Source organism: Pseudomonas panipatensis (genome assembly GCF_900099785.1).
Taxonomy (GTDB): Bacteria; Pseudomonadota; Gammaproteobacteria; order Pseudomonadales; family Pseudomonadaceae; genus Pseudomonas; species Pseudomonas panipatensis.
The window spans coordinates 32,103-50,204 of sequence record NZ_FNDS01000011.1 but is presented as its reverse complement, the minus strand read 5'-3'; the positions used below and the strand labels follow the sequence as shown (position 1 = coordinate 50,204).

The following is an 18,102-nucleotide window of genomic DNA, read 5'->3' as shown; positions in this document are numbered from 1 at the left end:
GCCGCAGCGCATTGCAGGCGCTTTCAGCGCGCCTTGAGTGCGCGGTCGACCATCGCCTGCGCCTGCTGCAGGATGGCTTGCAGGTGGGTACGGCCCTTGAAGCTCTCGGCGTAAATCTTGTAGATCGCCTCGGTGCCGGATGGCCGTGCGGCGAACCAGCCGCTGGCGGCACTGACCTTGATGCCGCCGATCGGCGCCTGGTTGCCCGGCGCCCGGTCGAGCACGCTGGTGATCTTCTCGCCGGCCAGTTCGCCGCCGGCCAGTTCTGCCGGGGAGAGTTTCGCCAGGCGGGCCTTTTGTTCGGCGTCGGCCGGCGCTTCCAGGCGGTCGGCCAGCGGGTCGCCGAGTTCGCCGGCGATCTCGCGGTAGCGCTGGCCGGGATCGCGGCCGCTGCGGGCGGTGATTTCCGCCGCCAGCAGGGCCGCGACCATGCCGTCCTTGTCGGTCGTCCAGGTCGTGCCGTCGTGGCGCAGGAAGGAGGCGCCGGCACTTTCCTCGCCAGCGAAACCGAGGGAGCCGTCGAGCAGGCCATCGACGAACCATTTGAAACCCACCGGCACCTCGTACAGGCGGCGCCCGAGGCGGGCGGCCAGGCGATCGATCAGCGCGCTGCTGACCAGGGTCTTGCCGACGGCGGCGGCCGGGCTCCAATGCGGGCGGTGGCGGAACAGGTAGTCGATCATCACCACCAGGTAATGGTTCGCCGGCAGCAACCCGCTGCTGTGGCTGACGATGCCGTGGCGATCGTGGTCGGTGTCGCAGGCGAACGCCAGGTCGTAGCGCTCCTTCAGGTCGAGCAGGCGCTGCATCGCATAGGGCGAGGAGGGGTCCATGCGGATCTTGCCGTCCCAGTCCAGGGACATGAAGCGAAACCGCGGGTCGACGCTCTCGCTGACCACCTCCAGATCGAGCCGGTAGCGCTCGGCGATGGCCCGCCAGTAGTGCACGCCGGCGCCGCCGAGCGGGTCGACGGCCAGGTGCAGGCCGGCCGCGCGAATGGCGGCGAAGTCAATGACCTGGGCCAGGTCGCAGACGTAGGCGTAGAGGAAATCGTAGCCATGGGTATTGGCGACGAAGCGGGCGAGGGCGAAGGGTGTGCGCCGCACGTCCTTGAGGCCGTCGGCGAGCAGGGCGTTGGCGCGCGCCTCGATCCAGCCGGTGACGTCGCTGCCGGCCGGGCCGCCGTTGGGCGGGTTGTACTTGAAGCCGCCGTTGTCCGGTGGATTGTGCGACGGGGTGATGAGGATACCGTCGGCCAGTCCGCTGCTACGCCCGCGGTTGTAGACCAGGATGGCGTGCGAGACGGCGGGCGTCGGGGTGAACTCGCCACCTCGCGAGATCAGGCTTTCCACGCCGTTCGCGGCAAGGACCTCCAGGGCGCTCTCGAACGCCGGCTGCGACAGCGCGTGGGTGTCAGCACCGACGTACAGCGGGCCGTCGATGTGCTGCTGCTTGCGGTAGTCGCAGATGGCCTGGCTGATCGCCAGAACGTGCCACTCGTTGAAGCTGCGCTCGAACGGGACACCACGGTGCCCGGACGTGCCGAAGGCGACCCGCTGCCCTGGCTCGGCGGGATCGGGACGCAGGTCGGCGTAGGCCGCGAGCAGCTTGCCCAGGTCGATCAGTTGTGACTCGGGCGCCGGTTTGCCGGCGAGTGGGCTGATGCCGGTACTCATGCATGCGCCTCCCGTGGTGACGGCCGTGGCGGCCGCCAGGCGGGGCGAGTGCCCCAGCCAATGCTCATGGTGCGCAACGCCAGCGTGGTTCGACGTCTGTGCTCGTCTCGTCGATGCGATGCAGTGAACGCGGCGGATTCGCCACGCTGGCCAGCGCTGAAATCGGGCGGTTGGAGGAGGCGCTGGTTGGCGCGCAGAGCGAACGCTCAAGCGAGGTCCCACGGCGTACTTCATCGCTATCGGAAGAGTCGATCATCACCTAGTGCCGGGTCACGATTTATCCTGCGTCTACCCTGCGAGTGTAGGCGACGACTGTCTGTTCGGTAGCGTACCCAGGGCACCTCGCCTATCGCTCGGCTCCCGCCCCGGCCTTGCCCGGCGCGCAGCGCAAGCTGGTGCGGGCACCCCGCAGCGGAACGCGGCGAGGGTATGCGCGGTAGCGCACCGACGCGCTGGCCTTGGGTTGCCATTGTCTGTCGCCCGACACCTTGCACGCACGCGAGAGTGGGATGAACCCAGAGGTCTCTATGAACAAGTCAGGCAAATCAGTCTCGAACGACGCAACCGCCCCCTTGAAGGGGCAGTCCCATCCACAAGGCATCCGCAACCAGGCGCCGCGGCTGTCGAAAGCGGAAAGCTACTCCAACCCGAAAACCAGGGCTGACGCCGTGCTGCAACAGCCTGAGGCTGCCGCAGCGCCCCATCTGGCGAAGAAATCGAAAACCCCTGCCGCTGCGCCGCGGCATGCCGCCCGTGGTGATGACGACCTGATGAGCCAGGAGCAGGAGAAATCATGAGACGCACGGCGGCGGCAGGCTTCAGGCGGCAATGCCGGCACCTGCTGAACCTCTGCCGGCGGGCCTGGCGCCAACTGCGCGGAAGCCCATTCGGGAGAACCGCGCCTGGTGCTTCGGCGGCGCAACAAAGCCGTGCCGACCAGGTTGCCGCTCGCTATACCGAGAATGCGCGGAAATGCTCCGAGCACTAGCCTGTTGTCCGAAGTAAGCCTGATACCGAGAGAGGGCCTGCGTGCAGAACGCCGGCCCTCTCTCGGTATTTCGACGCGCTGGCAAGGCTGCCAGCGGCGGTGAGGGGCGATCGTCAGATCAATTGGTCGATCAGCACGGCATTGGTGTAGATCAGACTGCCGTCGCTGGCCCGGTGCCCGACCAGGTGGAATTGTCCACGCTGACTCTCGTCCAGGTAGACGCGCATCCTGCAGTCGGACAGGGGGCCGCATCCCGCCGGTAGGTTCAGGTCGAGCGTGGTCATGTCGACATCGACCATGACGTCCGGCTCATGGGTTCTTTGTAAGTATTCCTCTGCCTGCTCCAGATGCAGGTGATCGGTTCCGTTCAGGTAGAAATGGATGTCTTCGAGCGGAGTGGATTTCTGCTCGCTGCCGGTTTTGCACCAGCCTTCGATGGTCAGGGTACTCATGGTCGGGGCTACCTTCTGTGTACGTTCGCGGATGTGCCTGCTGGGTCTCCCGGCGCGGATCGGGAGATCCGCGCCGGGGCGCTAGCGGCATGGCGATGAGGGGCGGTGAGGATCGATGCGCTAGTCGTTCCAGTGGAAGTTCAGCGTGCCTGTGGACTTGCCATCGAGTGCAATGGTGTTCCTTTGTTGATTGCCGTTCAGCGTTGCCAGGACGATATATTTACCCGCTGGTAGTTTAACGTAGATCATGGGGCCGACCTGGCTCAAGGATAATAAGGAAGCTCCTTTCGTATCCTGGATCACGACATCAACGCTCCCCAAGTATTGATTGCTAGGCCCTGAGGAGAATGTCATGTGCAAGTTGTAACCCTGCGTCTGTTTCAGCGCCGTTGATTCATCCAGGCCAATGCCGCCAGTCAAATAGCTGATGCCGTTCTGTACTTGCGGCTGTAACTGTACCGAATTGTGATCGATCGGCTGATCGGCGGCTACGGCAAATGCGATCGAGGAAACGCCCAGGAATAATGAAAAAGCGATTCTCGAGAGTACGGATCGATGACTGTATTTCATGAGAACTGCTCCTAGATTCGTCTTCGAATCAATAGATTCACCACCTGCTCAAGGTCATTTCGCTTCGTGGCCTATGACGCCGCCAATTGCCGCCCCACCAAGGGTTCCCTTGGTGCTGCCTCCGGTCAGAACGGCCCCGCCTACGGCACCGACACCCGCGCCGATGGCGGTATTTCGTCCCTGCGTCGACATGGTCGGGCAACCTGCCAGACTGATGAGCGATGCGACGACCAAGGTGCTTAGCGTGAATCTATTGAAAACGTTCATACATGTTGTCCTGTTAACAAGCAGTGATCTGCTTATCAAACAGAATGCGCTCGGCGCGTGGCCAGGTCTGTACGCCAGGGCACACATGCCAGATAGTTTGCTTGCTGGAATATCGAAATGAACTTTTTGCGCTGCAGGACTTACTTTGGTGAGTTTTAAGTTGTCGATGGAATATCAATGACTGAAGTTTGGCTGTTGCCCTTTTATCGGCCCTATCGGTAATTCAATGATTCAAAGTCGCGCGACTAGATATATCCGCGCCGATCGAACGCTGGTCGATGTCTGTCGCCAAGTGTCCCGGGCAGCAGGCACGCCGCTTTTCGTGCCGTGTGCGTTGCCACGGGCGCTGGCCTTCAGGGTGAAACGAGCGGTGGCGCTGGTGCGTTTGCGCCAGGCAGCGGCACGCCCGCTCTGGCGTCAGTGCGCACGTCGCTATCGTGGGCCAGAACGACGCGGCCGTCCCAATGGGCGCTGCTGGCCGCGTCGCTCCGGGTAGCGAGGCGCGATGTGGCGAGGCTGGCGAGCAAGCGGTCGCGCGCCCGGTTCATGTCCGGCTGTCGCCATTCCAGGGTGAGCAGCGAGAGGTAGTGGACGAGCCGCTCCTCGACCACCGAACCGACCCAGAGCGACGCTGAGTCGCCCTCGTCGAGAGTGACGTCCGCGGGCCACAGGCGCAGCACGAAGCGAGACGCCTCGGCGGCGTCCGGGTCGGCCAATGCCAGGGTCAGCTCGGGTAGCCGCCCGCCGGCGAAAACCGCAATGAGCGGGCGTTCGCCTGGCGCGGCGCTGGGTGCCAGCCAGGCCAGGGCGCCGCTGCTGCTCCAGGGGACCGGGCGGTACCAGCCCTGGCGTTGCAACAGCGCCTGCAGGGCGCTCAGGCTGCCCGCCCATTGCAGAGCCAGGGGCTCTTCGATTTCCCCGGTGATCTCGACACGCCGAGCGGGAAGCTGCTGCCAGCCAGTGTTCCACCAGGTCTGCGTGGACATGCGCTGGGTCCGCTCTTGCTGCGCATAGCGCGCAACGTCGAAGGCATGCTGGCGATGGATGTGCAGGCCTCCGGCAAGACTCAGCGTGGCGACCGCGACGATCAACAGCCCGACGGCGCCGACCGCTTGCGCGGGCTTGCGCCGGTAGGACACACCGAGCGACGTGAGCCAGGCGCAGGCGAAGGCCAGCCCGCCGACCACGTCCGAGAACCAGTGGGCGCCAAGGTAGAGCCGTGACATCGCAATGCCGAGCACCAGGCTGACGGCGCAGACGGCAAGCGGCAGGCGCCAGAGCGGCCGCAGCGCGGGAATGAGCAGGACGGCGAGGAAGCCATAGAGAATGGCGTTGACGGTGCTATGGCCACTGGGGAAGGAAAACGCACTCCAGCCGGTATAGAGCATCTCCCCGGGGCGGGGGCGGTGCAGCGTGACCCTGATGACGCTGTTGAGCGCCGATGCGCCGGCGATTGCCACCAGCCAGTAGGCCGCCGTGCGCCAGGCGCGCTTGCCTGCCAGCCACAGGAGCACGGCCAGCGTCACCGCCAGCACCACGACGGTGTCGCCCAGTTCCGTCATGGCGATCATCAAGGCGTCGCCGGGGGCCGTGCGCAAGTCCTGCAGGGCCTGGTAGATCGCGCTATCGGCGCGCACCAGCGGATCACCGCTGACCACATCCTCGAGAATGCCGAAGAACAGCCAGGCGGACCCCACCAGCAGCACGGCCAGGTAGGCCAGGCCTCGCGCATCGGGGCGCGCCGGGTCCAGCAGGTTGAGGATGAGCCTCGCCCAGCGGTCGTCGCGAGCCGCCGCCCAGGTACGCAGCCGCTGCAGAGCGCCGCTCAGCAGCGGCAAGCCGCGAGCCAGCGTGAAGCGCACGAGATGGCTCGTCCCCCAGACCAGCAGGACCAGCAGGACGACCAGGGCCGCCAGCGGCTTGGCGGCCGCGCCGAACAGACTGAACGAGGCGCCGATCAGCACGCCCGGCAAAATGTGCACCGGGGCCCAGGTGAGCGCGGAAAGCAGGTTGGCGGCGTAGAAGCGTCTCGGCGGCATCTTCAGCACACCGGCCAACAAGGGCACGAAAGCGCGCACGCCCGGCGTGAAACGGGCGAGGAACACACTCTTGCCACCGTGCCGGGTGAAGAACAGCTCACTGCGCGCGATGAAGCCGGAAAAGCGCTTGAACACGCGGGCATTCAGGACCTCGCGGTGATAGCGATGCCCCACCCAGTACGACAGGCCGTCCCCCAGGATCGCCCCGGCCACGGCGGCGGCGAGCAGGGGCCAGAGCGTCACTGCACCACTCGGCACCAGCGCGCTGATCGCGATGATCACCGCCGTGCCAGGCACCACGGCGCCGATCACCGGGATGGACTCGGAGAGCGCCAGTAGCAACACCACCGCATACGTCAGCTGGGGGTGCTCGGTGATGAACGCAATGAGGGAAGAAAGCATCCGACCGCCTCAGAGAATGGGGGGAGCAGAGGAACCCGTCGGGTGCCATCGCCACGCCTGAAACCCGCCGCCCGCGCAAGGCGAACCCTTGGACCGCATCTGCCAGCGGAGTGCAAGACGACCAACGCTTCGCATCGATTGCTGCGCGCTCGACCGCTTGGATTCTCGCTCAGAGATTAGCTCCGTCGGCACGCTGAGGCTCCCGCCTCGGACCAGGAGGCGGGATACTGCCCCCTTACCCCCCCTTGGTTAGCCAGTCTTCATCAGCGTGGAGGCGGCTGTAACAGCGATTCAATTGATATAGAGTTCGAATGACATAATCACAGCCGACTCATACCAGAGATAGATAAATGCCCACTGAAAGCTACGACCAGATAGCGATTTTCTCAGTGGTTGCGCAAGAGCGCAGTTTTACCCGTGCCGCGGCCAAGCTGAACATGTCGCAACCTGCATTGAGCCGGGCCATGCGGCAGTTGGAGGAGCGACTGGGGGTCAGGTTGTTGGCACGCACGACTCGCAGCGTTTCTCCCACCGAGGCGGGGGAGCGTCTGCTGCGGGTCGTCGCGCCCAAGTTCGAAGAGATCGACAGCGAGTTGGCGTTGCTCAGCGAGTTTCGCGACAGGCCGGCGGGCACGCTGCGCATCACCGCCGGCGAGCATGCCGCGATCACGCTTCTGCAACCGGTGCTGGCGAAGCTGCTGCCCGACAACCCGGATCTGAACATCGAGATCATCGTCGACTACGGCCTGACCGACATTGTCGCCGAAGGTTATGACGCTGGCGTGCGCCTGGGTGAGCAGGTGGCCAAGGACATGATTGCCGTGCGCATCGGCCCGGACATGCGCATGGCCGTGGTCGGCTCCCCCGCGTATTTCCGCCGCTATCCACTTCCCAAGGTCCCGCGCGACTTGATGCAGCACAACTGCATCAATGTCCGCTTGCCGACCTACGGTGGCATTTTTTCCTGGGAGTTCGCCAAGAAGGGGCAGGAGGTGAAAGTGCGCGTCGAGGGCCAACTGGTATTCAACACCCTGGCCCTGCGCATGGAGGCGGCTCTCCAGGGGCTGGGGCTTGCGTATCTGCCCGAGGACCTGGTGCAGGCCCACCTGGCCGATGGGCGCCTGATTCGCGTACTCGCGGACTGGTGCGAAGCCTTTTCGGGCTATCACCTCTACTACCCCAGCAGGCGCCAGGCTTCACCGGCCTTCACCTTGTTCCGCGACGCCCTGCGCCATTCGGCTTGATTGCCGGGGCCGCGCCCTGGGCCAGCCTCAGAGCGATCCCCAAGAGAGCACGTTACCCGCGGCCGCTATTGATTGATGAACGGCAACAGTCAGATTCGATTCATACCAGATTCACATAAAAGCAATAGGCGTTCGACCGCTAATCAGGGGGGAGCGGCAGGTCTATCCTCAGCTGCGTATTCAGGCTCGGCATGTCGCGAAGACGTTCGCAGGAACAGGTCGTTGCCATCAGTCATCACGAGGAACCCTATGAACACCCTGACCCCGAACAATGGCGTCGATATTCCGCTACTGGGCTTCGGCGTCTTCCAGATCAGCGACCCGGCGGAGTGCGAGCGCGCCGTGCTCGACGCGCTGGAGAGCGGCTATCGGCATATCGACACCGCCGCGTCCTATCAAAACGAAACCCAGGTGGGTAATGCGCTGCAACGCAGTGGCCTGGCGCGAAGCGAGCTGTTCGTCACCACCAAGCTGTGGTTGCAGGACACCAACTACGAAGGCGCCAAGGCGCAATTCGAGCGTTCGCTGAAGCGCCTGCAGCTCGATTACCTGGACCTGTACCTGATTCACCAGCCCTACGGCGATGTACACGGCGCCTGGCGTGCCATGGAGGAACTGCAGGAGGCCGGCAAGGTGCGCGCCATCGGCGTCAGCAACTTCCAGCCGGACCGCCTGGCCGATCTGATGGCGTTCAACCGCATCAAGCCCGCGGTCAACCAGGTCGAGGTCAACCCCTTCAACCAGCAACTGCATGCCGTGCCCTGGATGAAAGCCAAAGGCATCCAGCCGGAAGCCTGGGCGCCCTTCGCCGAAGGCCGCAATCACCTGTTCACGCACCCGCTACTCACCGACATCGCCCAACGCCACGGTAAATCGGTGGGCCAGGTCGTCTTGCGCTGGGTCGTCCAGCGTGGCGTGGTGGCGCTGGCCAAAACCACTCGCAAGGAGCGCATGCAGGAAAACCTGGCGGTACTGGACTTTGCACTGTCCGACGATGACATGAACCGGATCACATCCATGGATACCGCGACCAGTGCGTTCTTCTCCCACCGCGACCCGGCGATGGTCGAATGGCTCACCGCACGAAAACTGGACGTGTGACTTCGCCCCTGGTCATGAAGCGGATGAGCGCCGACCGCGCGTTGCCGCTTTGACGCAAGCGGCAGCCCCCACGCGCGGACCCGCGACGGGGGCAGTCATTAGCGCCCGGGCCCGCCCGCCGACGGGCGCCGCTAGACCGTCTCGGCGGACTCCTTCAGCGCTGCCTGCACCAGGGGGTGCAGGGTCGTCGTCGCTTCGTGCTGCGCCAGCCAGGCCGCCAGCTCCCTGCGCATGGCCGGGGTCCAGAAGCTCTGCAGGTGTTGGCGCACGTCGCGCGCGGCCTGGGCGCTGTCCGGTTCGCTGGCGAAGAACTGGGCGATCTGGTTGGCCATCTTGATCAGGTTATCGGTGCTCATCGACGGACCTCGGCGTTCCCGCTGTGGCGGCGCTCCTTGAGCAGGCGCCGTTGTTCGTCACTGAAGGCCTGGTAGCGTTTCTGCCATTCCGAAGGCTGGTAGACCCGCACGACCTCTACCGCCGTCACCTTGTATTCCGGGCAGTTGGTGGCCCAGTCGGAGTTGTCGGTGGTGATCACGTTGGCGCCCGATTCCGGGAAGTGGAAGGTGGTGTAGACCACGCCGGGCGCCACCCGCTCGCTGATCCGCGCACGCAGCACGGTCTGCCCGGCGCGGCTGCCGACGCCGACCCAGTCGCCGTCGGCGATGCCACGGCTTTCGGCGTCGCTGGCGTGGATTTCCAGGCGGTCCTCCTCGTGCCAGGCGACGTTGTCGGTGCGCCGGGTCTGGGCGCCGACGTTGTACTGGCTGAGGATGCGCCCGGTGGTCAGCAGCAGGGGGTAGCGGCTGTTGACCTTCTCTTCGGTGGGCACGTAGCCCGTGAGCATGAAGCGCCCCTTGCCCCGCACGAACTGCTCGATGTGCATGGTCGGGGTGCCATCCGGCGCGGCGTCGTTGCATGGCCACTGCAGGCTGCCGTGGCGATCCAGCTCGGCGTAGCTGACGCGGGTGAAGCTGGGCGTCAGGCGGGCGATTTCGTCCATGATCTGCGACGGGTGGCGGTAGTCCATCCGGTAGCCGAGGGCGTTGGCCAGGGCCATGGTGGCCTCCCAGTCGGCCTTGCCGCCCAGGGGCTCCATCACCTTGCGTACCCGCGAGATGCGTCGTTCGGCGTTGGTGAAGGTGCCGTCCTTTTCAAGGAAGGAGCTGCCCGGCAGGAACACATGGGCGAACTTGGCCGTCTCGTTGAGGAAGATGTCCTGTACCACCACGCACTCCATGGCCGACAGGGCCGCGGTGACGTGCTGGGTATTGGGGTCGCTCTGGGCGATGTCCTCGCCCTGGCAGTAGAGCGCCTTGAAGGTGCCGCCCAGGGCCGCCTCGAACATGTTGGGGATGCGCAGGCCGGGATCGGGCTGCAGGGTCACGCCCCAGGCCTGCTCGAACTGGGTGCGCACCGCCTGGTTGGAGATGTGCCGGTAGCCGGGCAGTTCATGGGGGAAGGAGCCCATGTCGCAGGAGCCCTGGACGTTGTTCTGCCCGCGCAGCGGGTTGACCCCGACACCCTCGCGGCCGATGTTGCCGGTGGCCATGGCCAGGTTGGCGATGCCCATCACCGCGGTACTGCCCTGGCTGTGCTCGGTGACGCCCAGGCCGTAGTAGATGGCCGCGTTGCCGCCGCTGGCGTAGAGCCGCGCGGCGGCGCGGATCTGCTCGGCGGGCACGCCACAGACCGGACCCAGCACCTCGGGGGCGTTCTCCGGCAGGCTGACGAAGTCGCGCCAGAGGCTGAAGTCCGCCGCCTCGCAGCGTTCCTCGACGAAGCGCTGGTTGACCAGTCCCTCGCTGACGATGACGTGCGCCAGGGCGTTGAGCATGGCCACGTTGGTGCCCGGACGCAGTTGCAGGTGCAGCTCGGCGTGGGCATGCGGCGAGTCCACCAGGTCGATGCGCCGCGGGTCGATGACGATCAGCCGGGCGCCCTGGCGCAGGCGCCGCTTGAGCTGGGAGCCGAACACCGGGTGGGCGTCGGTGGGGTTGGCGCCTATCACCAGGATGACGTCGGCCTGCATCACCGAATCGAAGCTCTGGGTTCCGGCGGACTCGCCCAGGGTCTGCTTGAGGCCGTAGCCGGTGGGCGAGTGGCAGACCCGCGCGCAGGTGTCGACGTTGTTGTTGCCGAAGGCTGCGCGCACCAGCTTCTGCACCAGGTAGGTTTCTTCGTTGGTGCAGCGGCTGGAGGTGATGCCGCCGATGGCGTCGCGCCCGTACTTGAGCTGGATGCGCCGCAACTCGCTGGCCGCGTAATTCACCGCTTCGTCCCAGCTGACTTCCTGCCAGGGATCGTCGATGTGCTTGCGGATCATCGGCTTGGTGATGCGGTCCGGGTGCGTGGCGTAGCCCCAGGCGAAGCGTCCCTTGACGCAGGAGTGGCCATGGTTGGCCTGGCCGTTCTTGTCCGGGACCATGCGCACCAGTTGCTCGCCCTTCATCTCGGCGCGGAACGAGCAGCCCACGCCGCAGTAGGCGCAGGTGGTGATGACGCTGCGCTCCGGCTGGCCGATCTCCACCACGCTCTTTTCGATCAGCGTGGCGGTGGGGCAGGCCTGTACGCAGGCGCCGCAGGACACGCATTCGGAGTCGAGGAAGTTATCACCGCCGGCGGCCGCCACCCGCGACTCGAAGCCGCGCCCCTCGATGGTCAGGGCGAAGGTGCCCTGGATTTCCTCGCAGGCGCGCACGCAGCGGTTGCAGACGATGCACTTGCTCGGGTCGTATTCAAAGTAAGGGTTGGAGACGTCCTTCGCATCGCTCAGGTGATTGGCGCCGTCGTAGCCGTAGCGCACCTCGCGCAGGCCCACCTGGCCGGCCACGCTCTGCAACTCGCAGTTGCCGTTGGCCGCGCAGGTCAGGCAGTCCAGCGGGTGATCGGAGATGTACAGCTCCATCACGTTGCGCCGCAGGCTGGCCAGCTTGGGCGTCTGCGTGCGAACCACCATGCCCTCGCTCACCGGGGTGGTGCAGGAGGCCGGGTAGCCGCGCATGCCGTCGATTTCCACCAGGCACATGCGGCACGAGCCGAACGCCTCCAGGCTGTCGGTGGCGCAGAGTTTGGGAATGCTGGTGCCGAGCAGCGCGGCGGCACGCATGACCGAGGTGCCGGCGGGCACGCTGATCGCGCGGCCGTCGATGCTCAGGCTGACCTGCACCTCGCTGTCGCGGGCCGGGGTGCCGAGGTCGATGTCGCTGGTGGGGTCGAAGAGAGTGATCACTGGTCGGCCTCCGGGGTCGCCAGACCGAAGTCGGCGGGGAAATGCTTGAGGGCGCTGGCCACGGGGTAGGAGGTCATCCCGCCCAGGGCACAGAGCGAGCCGTATTGCAGGGTGTCGCAGAGGTCCGTCAGCAGTTGCGCCTGTGCCTCGCGGTCGCTGATGTCGGTGGCGGCGATCAGCCGGTCGACCACTTCCACGCCACGGGTCGAGCCGATCCGGCACGGCGTGCACTTGCCGCAGGATTCCTCGGCGCAGAAACGCAAGGCGAAGCGCGCCATACGGGCCATGTCCAGGCTGTCGTCGGCCACCACCACGCCACCGTGGCCGAGCATGGCGCCCATGGCGGCGAAGGCCTCGTAGTCCAGCGGCGTATCGAATTGCGCAGGCGGCACCCAGGCGCCCAGGGGCCCGCCCACCTGCACGGCCTTCAGCGGGCGACCGCTGGCGGTGCCTCCGCCGTAGCCTTCCACCAGCTCGCGCAGGCTCAGGCCGAAGGCGCGCTCCACCAGGCCGCCATGGCGGACGTTGCCGGCCAGTTGGAAGGGCATGGTGCCGAGCGAGCGGCCCATGCCGAAGTCGCGATAGAACGATGCGCCCCGCGCCAGGATCAGCGGCACCGAGGCCAGGGTGAGGACGTTGTGCACCAGGGTCGGCTGGCCGAACAGCCCCTGCAGCGCCGGCAGCGGCGGCTTGGCGCGGACCACGCCGCGCTTGCCCTCGATGGACTCCAGCAGGGCGGTTTCCTCGCCGCAGATATAGGCACCGGCGCCGACCCGCACCTCCAGGTCGAAGACACGGCCGCTGCCGCCAACGTCCGCGCCCAGATAGCCGGCCGCGCGGGCGATTTCCAGGGCCTGGTTGAGGGTGGCGATGGCATCCGGGTACTCGGAGCGCACATAGAGGTAGCCCATGCTCGCGCCCACGGCGAGGCCGGCGATGGCCATGGCCTCGATCAGCAGGAAGGGGTCGCCTTCCATCAGCATGCGGTCGGCGAAGGTGCCGGAATCGCCCTCGTCGGCATTGCACACCACGTATTTCTGCGCGGCCTGGGCATCGCGCACGGTGCGCCACTTGATGCCGGCGGGGAAGGCCGCGCCGCCACGGCCACGCAGGCCGGAGTCGAGTACCGCGGCAACCACATCGGCGCCGTCCATGCCGAGCGCGCGGGTCAGGCCCTCGAAGCCGCCATGGGCGCGGTAGTCGTCCAGCGACAGCGGCCGGGTGATGCCGGCGCGGGCGAACAGCAGGCGTTGCTGGCTGTGCAGATACGGAATGTCTTCCACCGGCCCGAGTGCGTGCGGATGGCTGGCGGGATCGCCAGCCAGGGCGTCCAGCAGGGCGGGCACGTCCGCCACCGTCAGCGGACCGAAGCCCAGCCGGCCGCCAGCGCTTGCCAATTCGACCAGCGGTTCCAGCCAATAGAGGCCACGGGAGCTGGTGCGCTGCAGATCGAGCGGCAACTGCCGGCGCTCGGCTTCGCGGACCAGCGCGGCGGCCACGTCATCGGCGCCGACAGCGCGGGCGAGCGAATCGCAGGAGACGAACAGCGTCAGCATGTTCCGTCCTCCAGGCAGTCACTCACCAGCTCGCGCAGGCGTTCGGGAGTGAGCCGTGCATGCACGCGGCCATCCAGCTCCAGGGCCGGTGAACAGGCGCAGGCTCCCAGGCAATAGACCGGGCGCAGGGCGATCTGTCCGTCGGCACTGGTGCCGTGGTCGTCCAGCGCCAACTGCTCGCGCAACTGCGCGGCCAGGCGCTCGGCGCCCATGCTCTGGCAGGACTCGGCCCGGCACAGGCGCAGGGTATGGCGCGCCGGCGGGGTGCTGCGGAAATCGTGGTAGAAACTGATCACGCCGCGCACTTCAGCCTGGCTGAGGTTGAGGGCATGGGCGATCTCTGCGATGGCGGCGGCGGGGATGTAGCCGCAGCCCTCCTGGATGGCGTGGAGGATCGGCAGCAGGGCTCCGGGGGTGTCCTTGTGGCGTTCCAGCAGGCGGTGAATCAGTGGCAGGTGAAGCATCTCATCAGGCATACAGCGTACCTCGGCATCACGAACGACACGGCCGCGTCGCGGCATCCGTTCGGTGTCTCCGGCTGCGGCGTACCGGCCACGCCACGCAAGCGTCGTTGATCCGGTCGCCCTCCCTGCACGCCGGCCAAGCGTCATTAGTGCGCCTGGTCCGGGGCATTCTGCAAGCTTGCCATCGTTGCCGCCCGAAGATTGCACCCAAGCGACCCATCGCGTCCTGAAACCGACCTGACGGTGCAGCGGCCCGCCGGCGAGCCACGGGCGCCGCCAAGACTGGGCGGACGCTGTGCTCATCGCCGGCCGCGGGAAGAGCAGGGAGCGGTATTGCCCGCTCCCTGGCCAGGCTCAGTGGCCTTCGCTGGCGTTGAACATGGTCTTGGCGTAGATCAGCCCCAGGCCGTAGGCGCCGCCGTGCTCGATGGAGGTCTTCACGGTCTGGTCGTAGGTCTCGCTGCGGGCCCAGTCGCGCTGCAGTTCGAGCAGGTATTGCAGCGCGGTCATCGGTCGCGCGCCGAGCTGGATCATGCGTTGCATGGCCATTTCGTGGGCCTCGTCGGAAACGTCGCCGCAGGCATCGGCGATGACGTAGACCTCGAAGCCCTGGTCCAGCGCGGACAGCGCCGGACCGACGATGCACACCGAGGTCCAGAGCCCGGCGAGGACGATCTTCTGCTTGCCGAATCCGTTGACTTCGACGGCGATCCGCGGGTCTTCCCAGGTGTTCATGCTGGTGCGGTCGATGACCTTGTGCTCGGGAAACACCGACTTGATCTCACTGAAGATCGGTCCGGAGAAGCTCTTCTCGGCAACGGTGGTGAGGATGGTGGAAACTCCGAATTCCCTGGCCGCCTTGGCGACCAGGGCGGCGTTGTTGCGCAGGGTCACGGCGTCGATCGACTTGGTGGCGAAGGACATCTGCGACTGGTGGTCGATCATGATCAGGGTGTGATCGGTGGGGTTCAGCAGGGTCTTGCCGGGAACGGCGGAAGCGGTGGCCATGGTGCTTTCTCCTCGGGATGGGGCGCGCCTCGCAGCACGCAAGGTGTCGCCGGCCGGAATCCGGCGGGCTGGCATGACTATCGCCTCGCCACCCGCGCATTTATTGGACCGCTGTGCTTGGCGCCCGGCCCGGAACGGCGGGTCGAGCGGCCACGGCATGCAAACTGGAACGCGATGGAGGAGGGTGAAGCAATGAAGACAGTCGCCATGGTGCTCTACCGCGATGTGTTGATGCTCGATGTGGCCGGACCGCTGGAAGTGTTCTCCATCGCCAACCGCTACCTTCCCGAGGACCAGCGCTATCGGCTGCTCACCCTGTCGGAAGATGGCGAAATGATTCGCGCCTCCTGCGGCCTCGGACTGCAGGCGGACCTGCGCCTGGAGCAGATGCCGGCCGGGGTCGACCTGCTGCTGGTGCCCGGCGGCCCAGGCGCCTACAGCGGCGAGAATCATGCCCTGCGCGCCTGGCTTCCGGCGGCGGCGCGCCGCGCGAAGCGCTATGGCGCGATCTGCACCGGGGCCTTTCTGCTCGGCGAGGCCGGACTGCTCGACGGCTATCGCTGCACCACCCACTGGAACTATCTGGAGCGCCTGGCCAGCCGTTTCCCGGCGACGCGGGTGGAGCCTGAGCAGGTCTACGTCATCGATCGCAACCTGATCAGCTCCGGCGGCATCACCGCCGGTATCGACATGGCGCTGGCGGTGCTCGCCGAAGACCATGACAAGGAGGTAGCGCTGGAAGTGGCCAAGGTGCTGCTGGTGGTGATGAAACGACAGGGCGGGCAGACCCCTTATGCGCCGCTGCTGGCCGCGGTGGTGCGCGACGGCTCGGCGATCGCCCGCGTGCAGGCATACGTGGTGGATCACATCGAGGAAGCCTTCACGGTCGGGCGCATGGCCGAGCTGGCGGCAATGAGCCCGCGCAATTTTTCCCGGGCGTTCCAGCGCGAGCTGAAGCTGACGCCGATGCAGTACGTGCAGAACGCGCGCATCGACCATGCCCGCAAGCTTCTGGAAAGCAGTGACCTGCCGCTCAAAGTGATTGCCTGCCGCAGCGGTCTCGGCAGCGCGCGGCACCTGCGCACGCTGTTCAGCGAACGCATCGGCATGACACCCAGCCAGTACCGTCTACAGTTCGGTTGCGGTTGACCGTCTTGCGCATCCAGATTGGCCGAATCCTTCCCTCTGGGTGAGTTGCGCTGTCACCGAGTGCGAGGAGAATACCCCTATCCACAGACAGGGGCGCGCCGCCCCGATCCGTCCGATGTCGCTCGGAGGCACGGAAGTAGGGCGATACGGCCGGTGATGGTGAGGGCAGGACATGAATCCGATCATCCAGCAACACGCCGAGACGGTACTGCAGTTCGGAGACTTCCAGTTCCATCCCTACAAACGCCTGCTGCTGCAGGGCGAGCGTCCGGTGCGCATCGGCAGCCGGGCGCTGGATATCCTCCAGGTGCTGATTGCCAGGCCCGGCGAAATCATCGCCAAGGAGGCGATCATTGCCCAGGTCTGGGGCGATACGGTGGTCGAGGAGATCAACCTGCGCGTGCACATCGCCGCGCTGCGCCGGGCGCTTGGCGAAGGCCGCACCGGTGAACGCTACATCGCCAACGTGCCATTGCGCGGCTATGGCTTCGTCGGCATGGTCGAGACACAGGTCTTGGCGGCCGGCCAGGCGCTGGTCTCCCCGGTCACTCCCGAAGGCCGCCTGCCGGTGATGCTGATGGGCTTGGTCGGGCGCGACAGCCTGATCCGGCGCCTGCTGGCGCAGTTGCCGCACACGCGACTGTTGACCCTGGTCGCCCCCGGAGGCATGGGCAAGACCTCATTGGCGATCCACGCCTGCGAGCGGCTTGCCGAACGCTACCGGCGCATCGGTTTTCTGGACTTGTCGAGCGAAGCGCAGGGCACGTCGCTGGTCGAGCGCCTGGCCGGGTTCTGCGGGACGGACACAAGCGCGTCAGCACTTTGCCTGCTCGACAATTGCGAACACCTGGCCGGTGCCTGCGCCGGGGCGGTCGAGCAGGCGCTGCGACAGAGTCCCGGCTTGACCATCCTCGCCACCAGCCGCGAGCCCCTTCACGCGGAGGGCGAACACGTGCTGCGCTTGCCCCCGCTGGACCTGCCGGAGCACAACGAGCTGTCGCTGGCCGAGGCGCTGAAATATTCGGCAGTGCAGCTGTTCGTGCTGCGCGCGCGCGAAGTCTGCTACCCATTGCGACTGAAGCCGGCACAGGTTCCCACGATCATCGAGATCTGCCGGCGCCTGGACGGTATCCCGCTGGCCCTGGAAATCGCCGCACGTCAGGTCGACATCCTGGGGCTGGACGGCCTGATGGCGCTGCTCGACTCGCCGGTGCACCTCGGCATGCCCGGCAGACGCACCGCCCCCGCGCGTCAGCAGAGCCTGCGCGCGACCTATGACTGGAGTTTCAGCCTGCTCAGCGCCGCCGAGCAGCAATGCCTGCGCCTGCTCGCCCGGCTGGGCAGCGCCTTTTCCCTGGAGGCGGCGGTCGACGCGCTTGGCGGAAGCCTGCTGTGCCAGGATTGCCGCTTCGCCGCGGTCTGCCGGCTGGCCGACAAATCGCTGCTGCAGGTGGAGCAGGGCGCGAATGGCGTGCGCTTTCGCATACCCAACACGGCGCGCACCTACATGCTGGAAATGCCGCCGCTCAGCCTGCCTGGCGTTGCCATCCCCGCGGCGTGATGCCTTCGAGCTGGCTGAACGTCCGGCAGAAGTGCGCCTGATCGAAGAAGCCGCATTCCAGGCCGATTTCCGCCAAGGTGCAGTGGGCCTGCATCAGCAGGCGCTTGGCCTTTTCCACGCGCTGGCGCCGTAGCCAGGCATGCGGCGACAGCCCGGTGCTGACCTTGAACTTGCGGGTGAAGTCACTGCGGGACAGGGCGCAGGCCTGCGCCAGGGCGCTGACTTCGATGCCCGCGTCGAGGTGTTCCAGCAGCAATGCCGTGGCGCGCTCCCGTTGCCAGTGGGCCAGGCCTCGCCGGCTGCCAGCCGGCGGGTCTTGGCAGGTCATGGACGCAATGCGGGTTTCCATCGGTGGCGTCTCCCGGCTTTCCGTGTTGGGTCCGATTCTTCGAGGGG

General features: G+C 66.3%; 16 protein-coding genes. 5 read left to right on the top strand and 11 right to left on the bottom strand.

Translation table 11 applies throughout. The features are described from left to right. Window positions 1-23: 23 nt before the first annotated feature. Window positions 24-1,676 carry a phosphoglucomutase (alpha-D-glucose-1,6-bisphosphate-dependent) gene (gene pgm, locus BLQ74_RS22235; RefSeq protein WP_090266602.1) on the bottom strand — a complete coding sequence of 551 codons (1,653 nt, stop codon included), beginning with the start codon at window positions 1,674-1,676 and terminating at the stop codon, window positions 24-26. A gap of 527 nt (window positions 1,677-2,203) precedes the next feature. Between pgm and BLQ74_RS22230 the strand changes: the two genes are divergently transcribed. Beyond that, on the top strand, window positions 2,204-2,473 hold the full coding sequence (locus BLQ74_RS22230) for a hypothetical protein (protein WP_090266599.1): 270 nt from the start codon (window positions 2,204-2,206) through the stop codon (window positions 2,471-2,473). 304 nt (window positions 2,474-2,777) lie between these two features. On the opposite strand, the gene BLQ74_RS22225 is transcribed toward BLQ74_RS22230, so the two are convergent. From BLQ74_RS22225 to BLQ74_RS22210, 4 genes are all read right to left on the bottom strand, one after another. Continuing rightward, the gene (locus tag BLQ74_RS22225) at window positions 2,778-3,116 is read right to left on the bottom strand and encodes a hypothetical protein (RefSeq protein WP_090266596.1); all 339 of its coding nucleotides are present in this window, start codon (window positions 3,114-3,116) and stop codon (window positions 2,778-2,780) included. Window positions 3,117-3,236: 120 nt separating this feature from the next. Then, window positions 3,237-3,686, bottom strand: a complete 450-nt coding sequence (locus BLQ74_RS22220; protein ID WP_090266593.1) for a hypothetical protein — start codon at window positions 3,684-3,686, stop codon at window positions 3,237-3,239. A 54-nt stretch (window positions 3,687-3,740) separates the two neighbouring features. Beyond that, window positions 3,741-3,953 (bottom strand): glycine zipper 2TM domain-containing protein, encoded by a 213-nt coding sequence (locus tag BLQ74_RS22215; RefSeq protein WP_090266590.1) that lies wholly within the window; start codon window positions 3,951-3,953, stop codon window positions 3,741-3,743. A gap of 353 nt (window positions 3,954-4,306) precedes the next feature. Then, the gene (locus BLQ74_RS22210; RefSeq protein ID WP_090266587.1) at window positions 4,307-6,394 is read right to left on the bottom strand and encodes a bifunctional DedA family/phosphatase PAP2 family protein; all 2,088 of its coding nucleotides are present in this window, start codon (window positions 6,392-6,394) and stop codon (window positions 4,307-4,309) included. Between the two features lie 350 nt (window positions 6,395-6,744). On the opposite strand from BLQ74_RS22210, the gene BLQ74_RS22205 reads away from it, so the two are divergent. Together BLQ74_RS22205 and BLQ74_RS22200 are read left to right on the top strand one after the other, a co-directional pair. After that, window positions 6,745-7,638 carry a LysR family transcriptional regulator gene (locus BLQ74_RS22205; RefSeq protein WP_090266581.1) on the top strand — a complete coding sequence of 298 codons (894 nt, stop codon included), beginning with the start codon at window positions 6,745-6,747 and terminating at the stop codon, window positions 7,636-7,638. A 249-nt stretch (window positions 7,639-7,887) separates the two neighbouring features. Then, the gene (locus BLQ74_RS22200) at window positions 7,888-8,739 is read left to right on the top strand and encodes an aldo/keto reductase (RefSeq protein ID WP_090266578.1); all 852 of its coding nucleotides are present in this window, start codon (window positions 7,888-7,890) and stop codon (window positions 8,737-8,739) included. A 131-nt stretch (window positions 8,740-8,870) separates the two neighbouring features. Here BLQ74_RS22200 and BLQ74_RS22195 read toward each other — a convergent pair whose 3' ends face one another. From BLQ74_RS22195 to BLQ74_RS22175, 5 genes are all read right to left on the bottom strand, one after another. Further along, entirely contained in the window at window positions 8,871-9,095 is a 225-nt protein-coding gene (locus tag BLQ74_RS22195) for a formate dehydrogenase subunit delta (protein WP_090266575.1), read from the bottom strand. Continuing rightward, a complete protein-coding gene (gene fdhF, locus BLQ74_RS22190; RefSeq protein WP_090266572.1) occupies window positions 9,092-11,968 on the bottom strand; it encodes a formate dehydrogenase subunit alpha in 2,877 nt (958 codons plus the stop codon). Before fdhF ends, BLQ74_RS22195 begins: the two co-directional genes overlap by 4 nt. Further along, on the bottom strand, window positions 11,965-13,524 hold the full coding sequence (locus BLQ74_RS22185; RefSeq protein ID WP_090266568.1) for a formate dehydrogenase beta subunit: 1,560 nt from the start codon (window positions 13,522-13,524) through the stop codon (window positions 11,965-11,967). The genes fdhF and BLQ74_RS22185 overlap by 4 nt, the downstream gene beginning before the upstream one ends. Then, entirely contained in the window at window positions 13,518-14,000 is a 483-nt protein-coding gene (locus tag BLQ74_RS22180) for a formate dehydrogenase subunit gamma (protein ID WP_090266565.1), read from the bottom strand. Before BLQ74_RS22180 ends, BLQ74_RS22185 begins: the two co-directional genes overlap by 7 nt. Window positions 14,001-14,342: 342 nt before the next feature. Next, window positions 14,343-14,996: a hydrolase gene (locus BLQ74_RS22175; RefSeq protein ID WP_090266561.1), complete on the bottom strand. Its 654-nt coding sequence runs from the start codon at window positions 14,994-14,996 to the stop codon at window positions 14,343-14,345. A gap of 192 nt (window positions 14,997-15,188) precedes the next feature. Between BLQ74_RS22175 and BLQ74_RS22170 the strand changes: the two genes are divergently transcribed. Continuing rightward, window positions 15,189-16,145 (top strand): GlxA family transcriptional regulator, encoded by a 957-nt coding sequence (locus BLQ74_RS22170; RefSeq protein ID WP_483153932.1) that lies wholly within the window; start codon window positions 15,189-15,191, stop codon window positions 16,143-16,145. A 172-nt stretch (window positions 16,146-16,317) separates the two neighbouring features. After that, entirely contained in the window at window positions 16,318-17,706 is a 1,389-nt protein-coding gene (locus tag BLQ74_RS22165) for an ATP-binding protein (RefSeq protein WP_090266555.1), read from the top strand. On the opposite strand, the gene BLQ74_RS22160 is transcribed toward BLQ74_RS22165, so the two are convergent. Further along, window positions 17,672-18,055 carry a helix-turn-helix domain-containing protein gene (locus tag BLQ74_RS22160; RefSeq protein ID WP_244507246.1) on the bottom strand — a complete coding sequence of 128 codons (384 nt, stop codon included), beginning with the start codon at window positions 18,053-18,055 and terminating at the stop codon, window positions 17,672-17,674. The two genes, BLQ74_RS22165 and BLQ74_RS22160, sit on opposite strands and share 35 nt — an antisense overlap. Window positions 18,056-18,102: the final 47 nt, after the last annotated feature.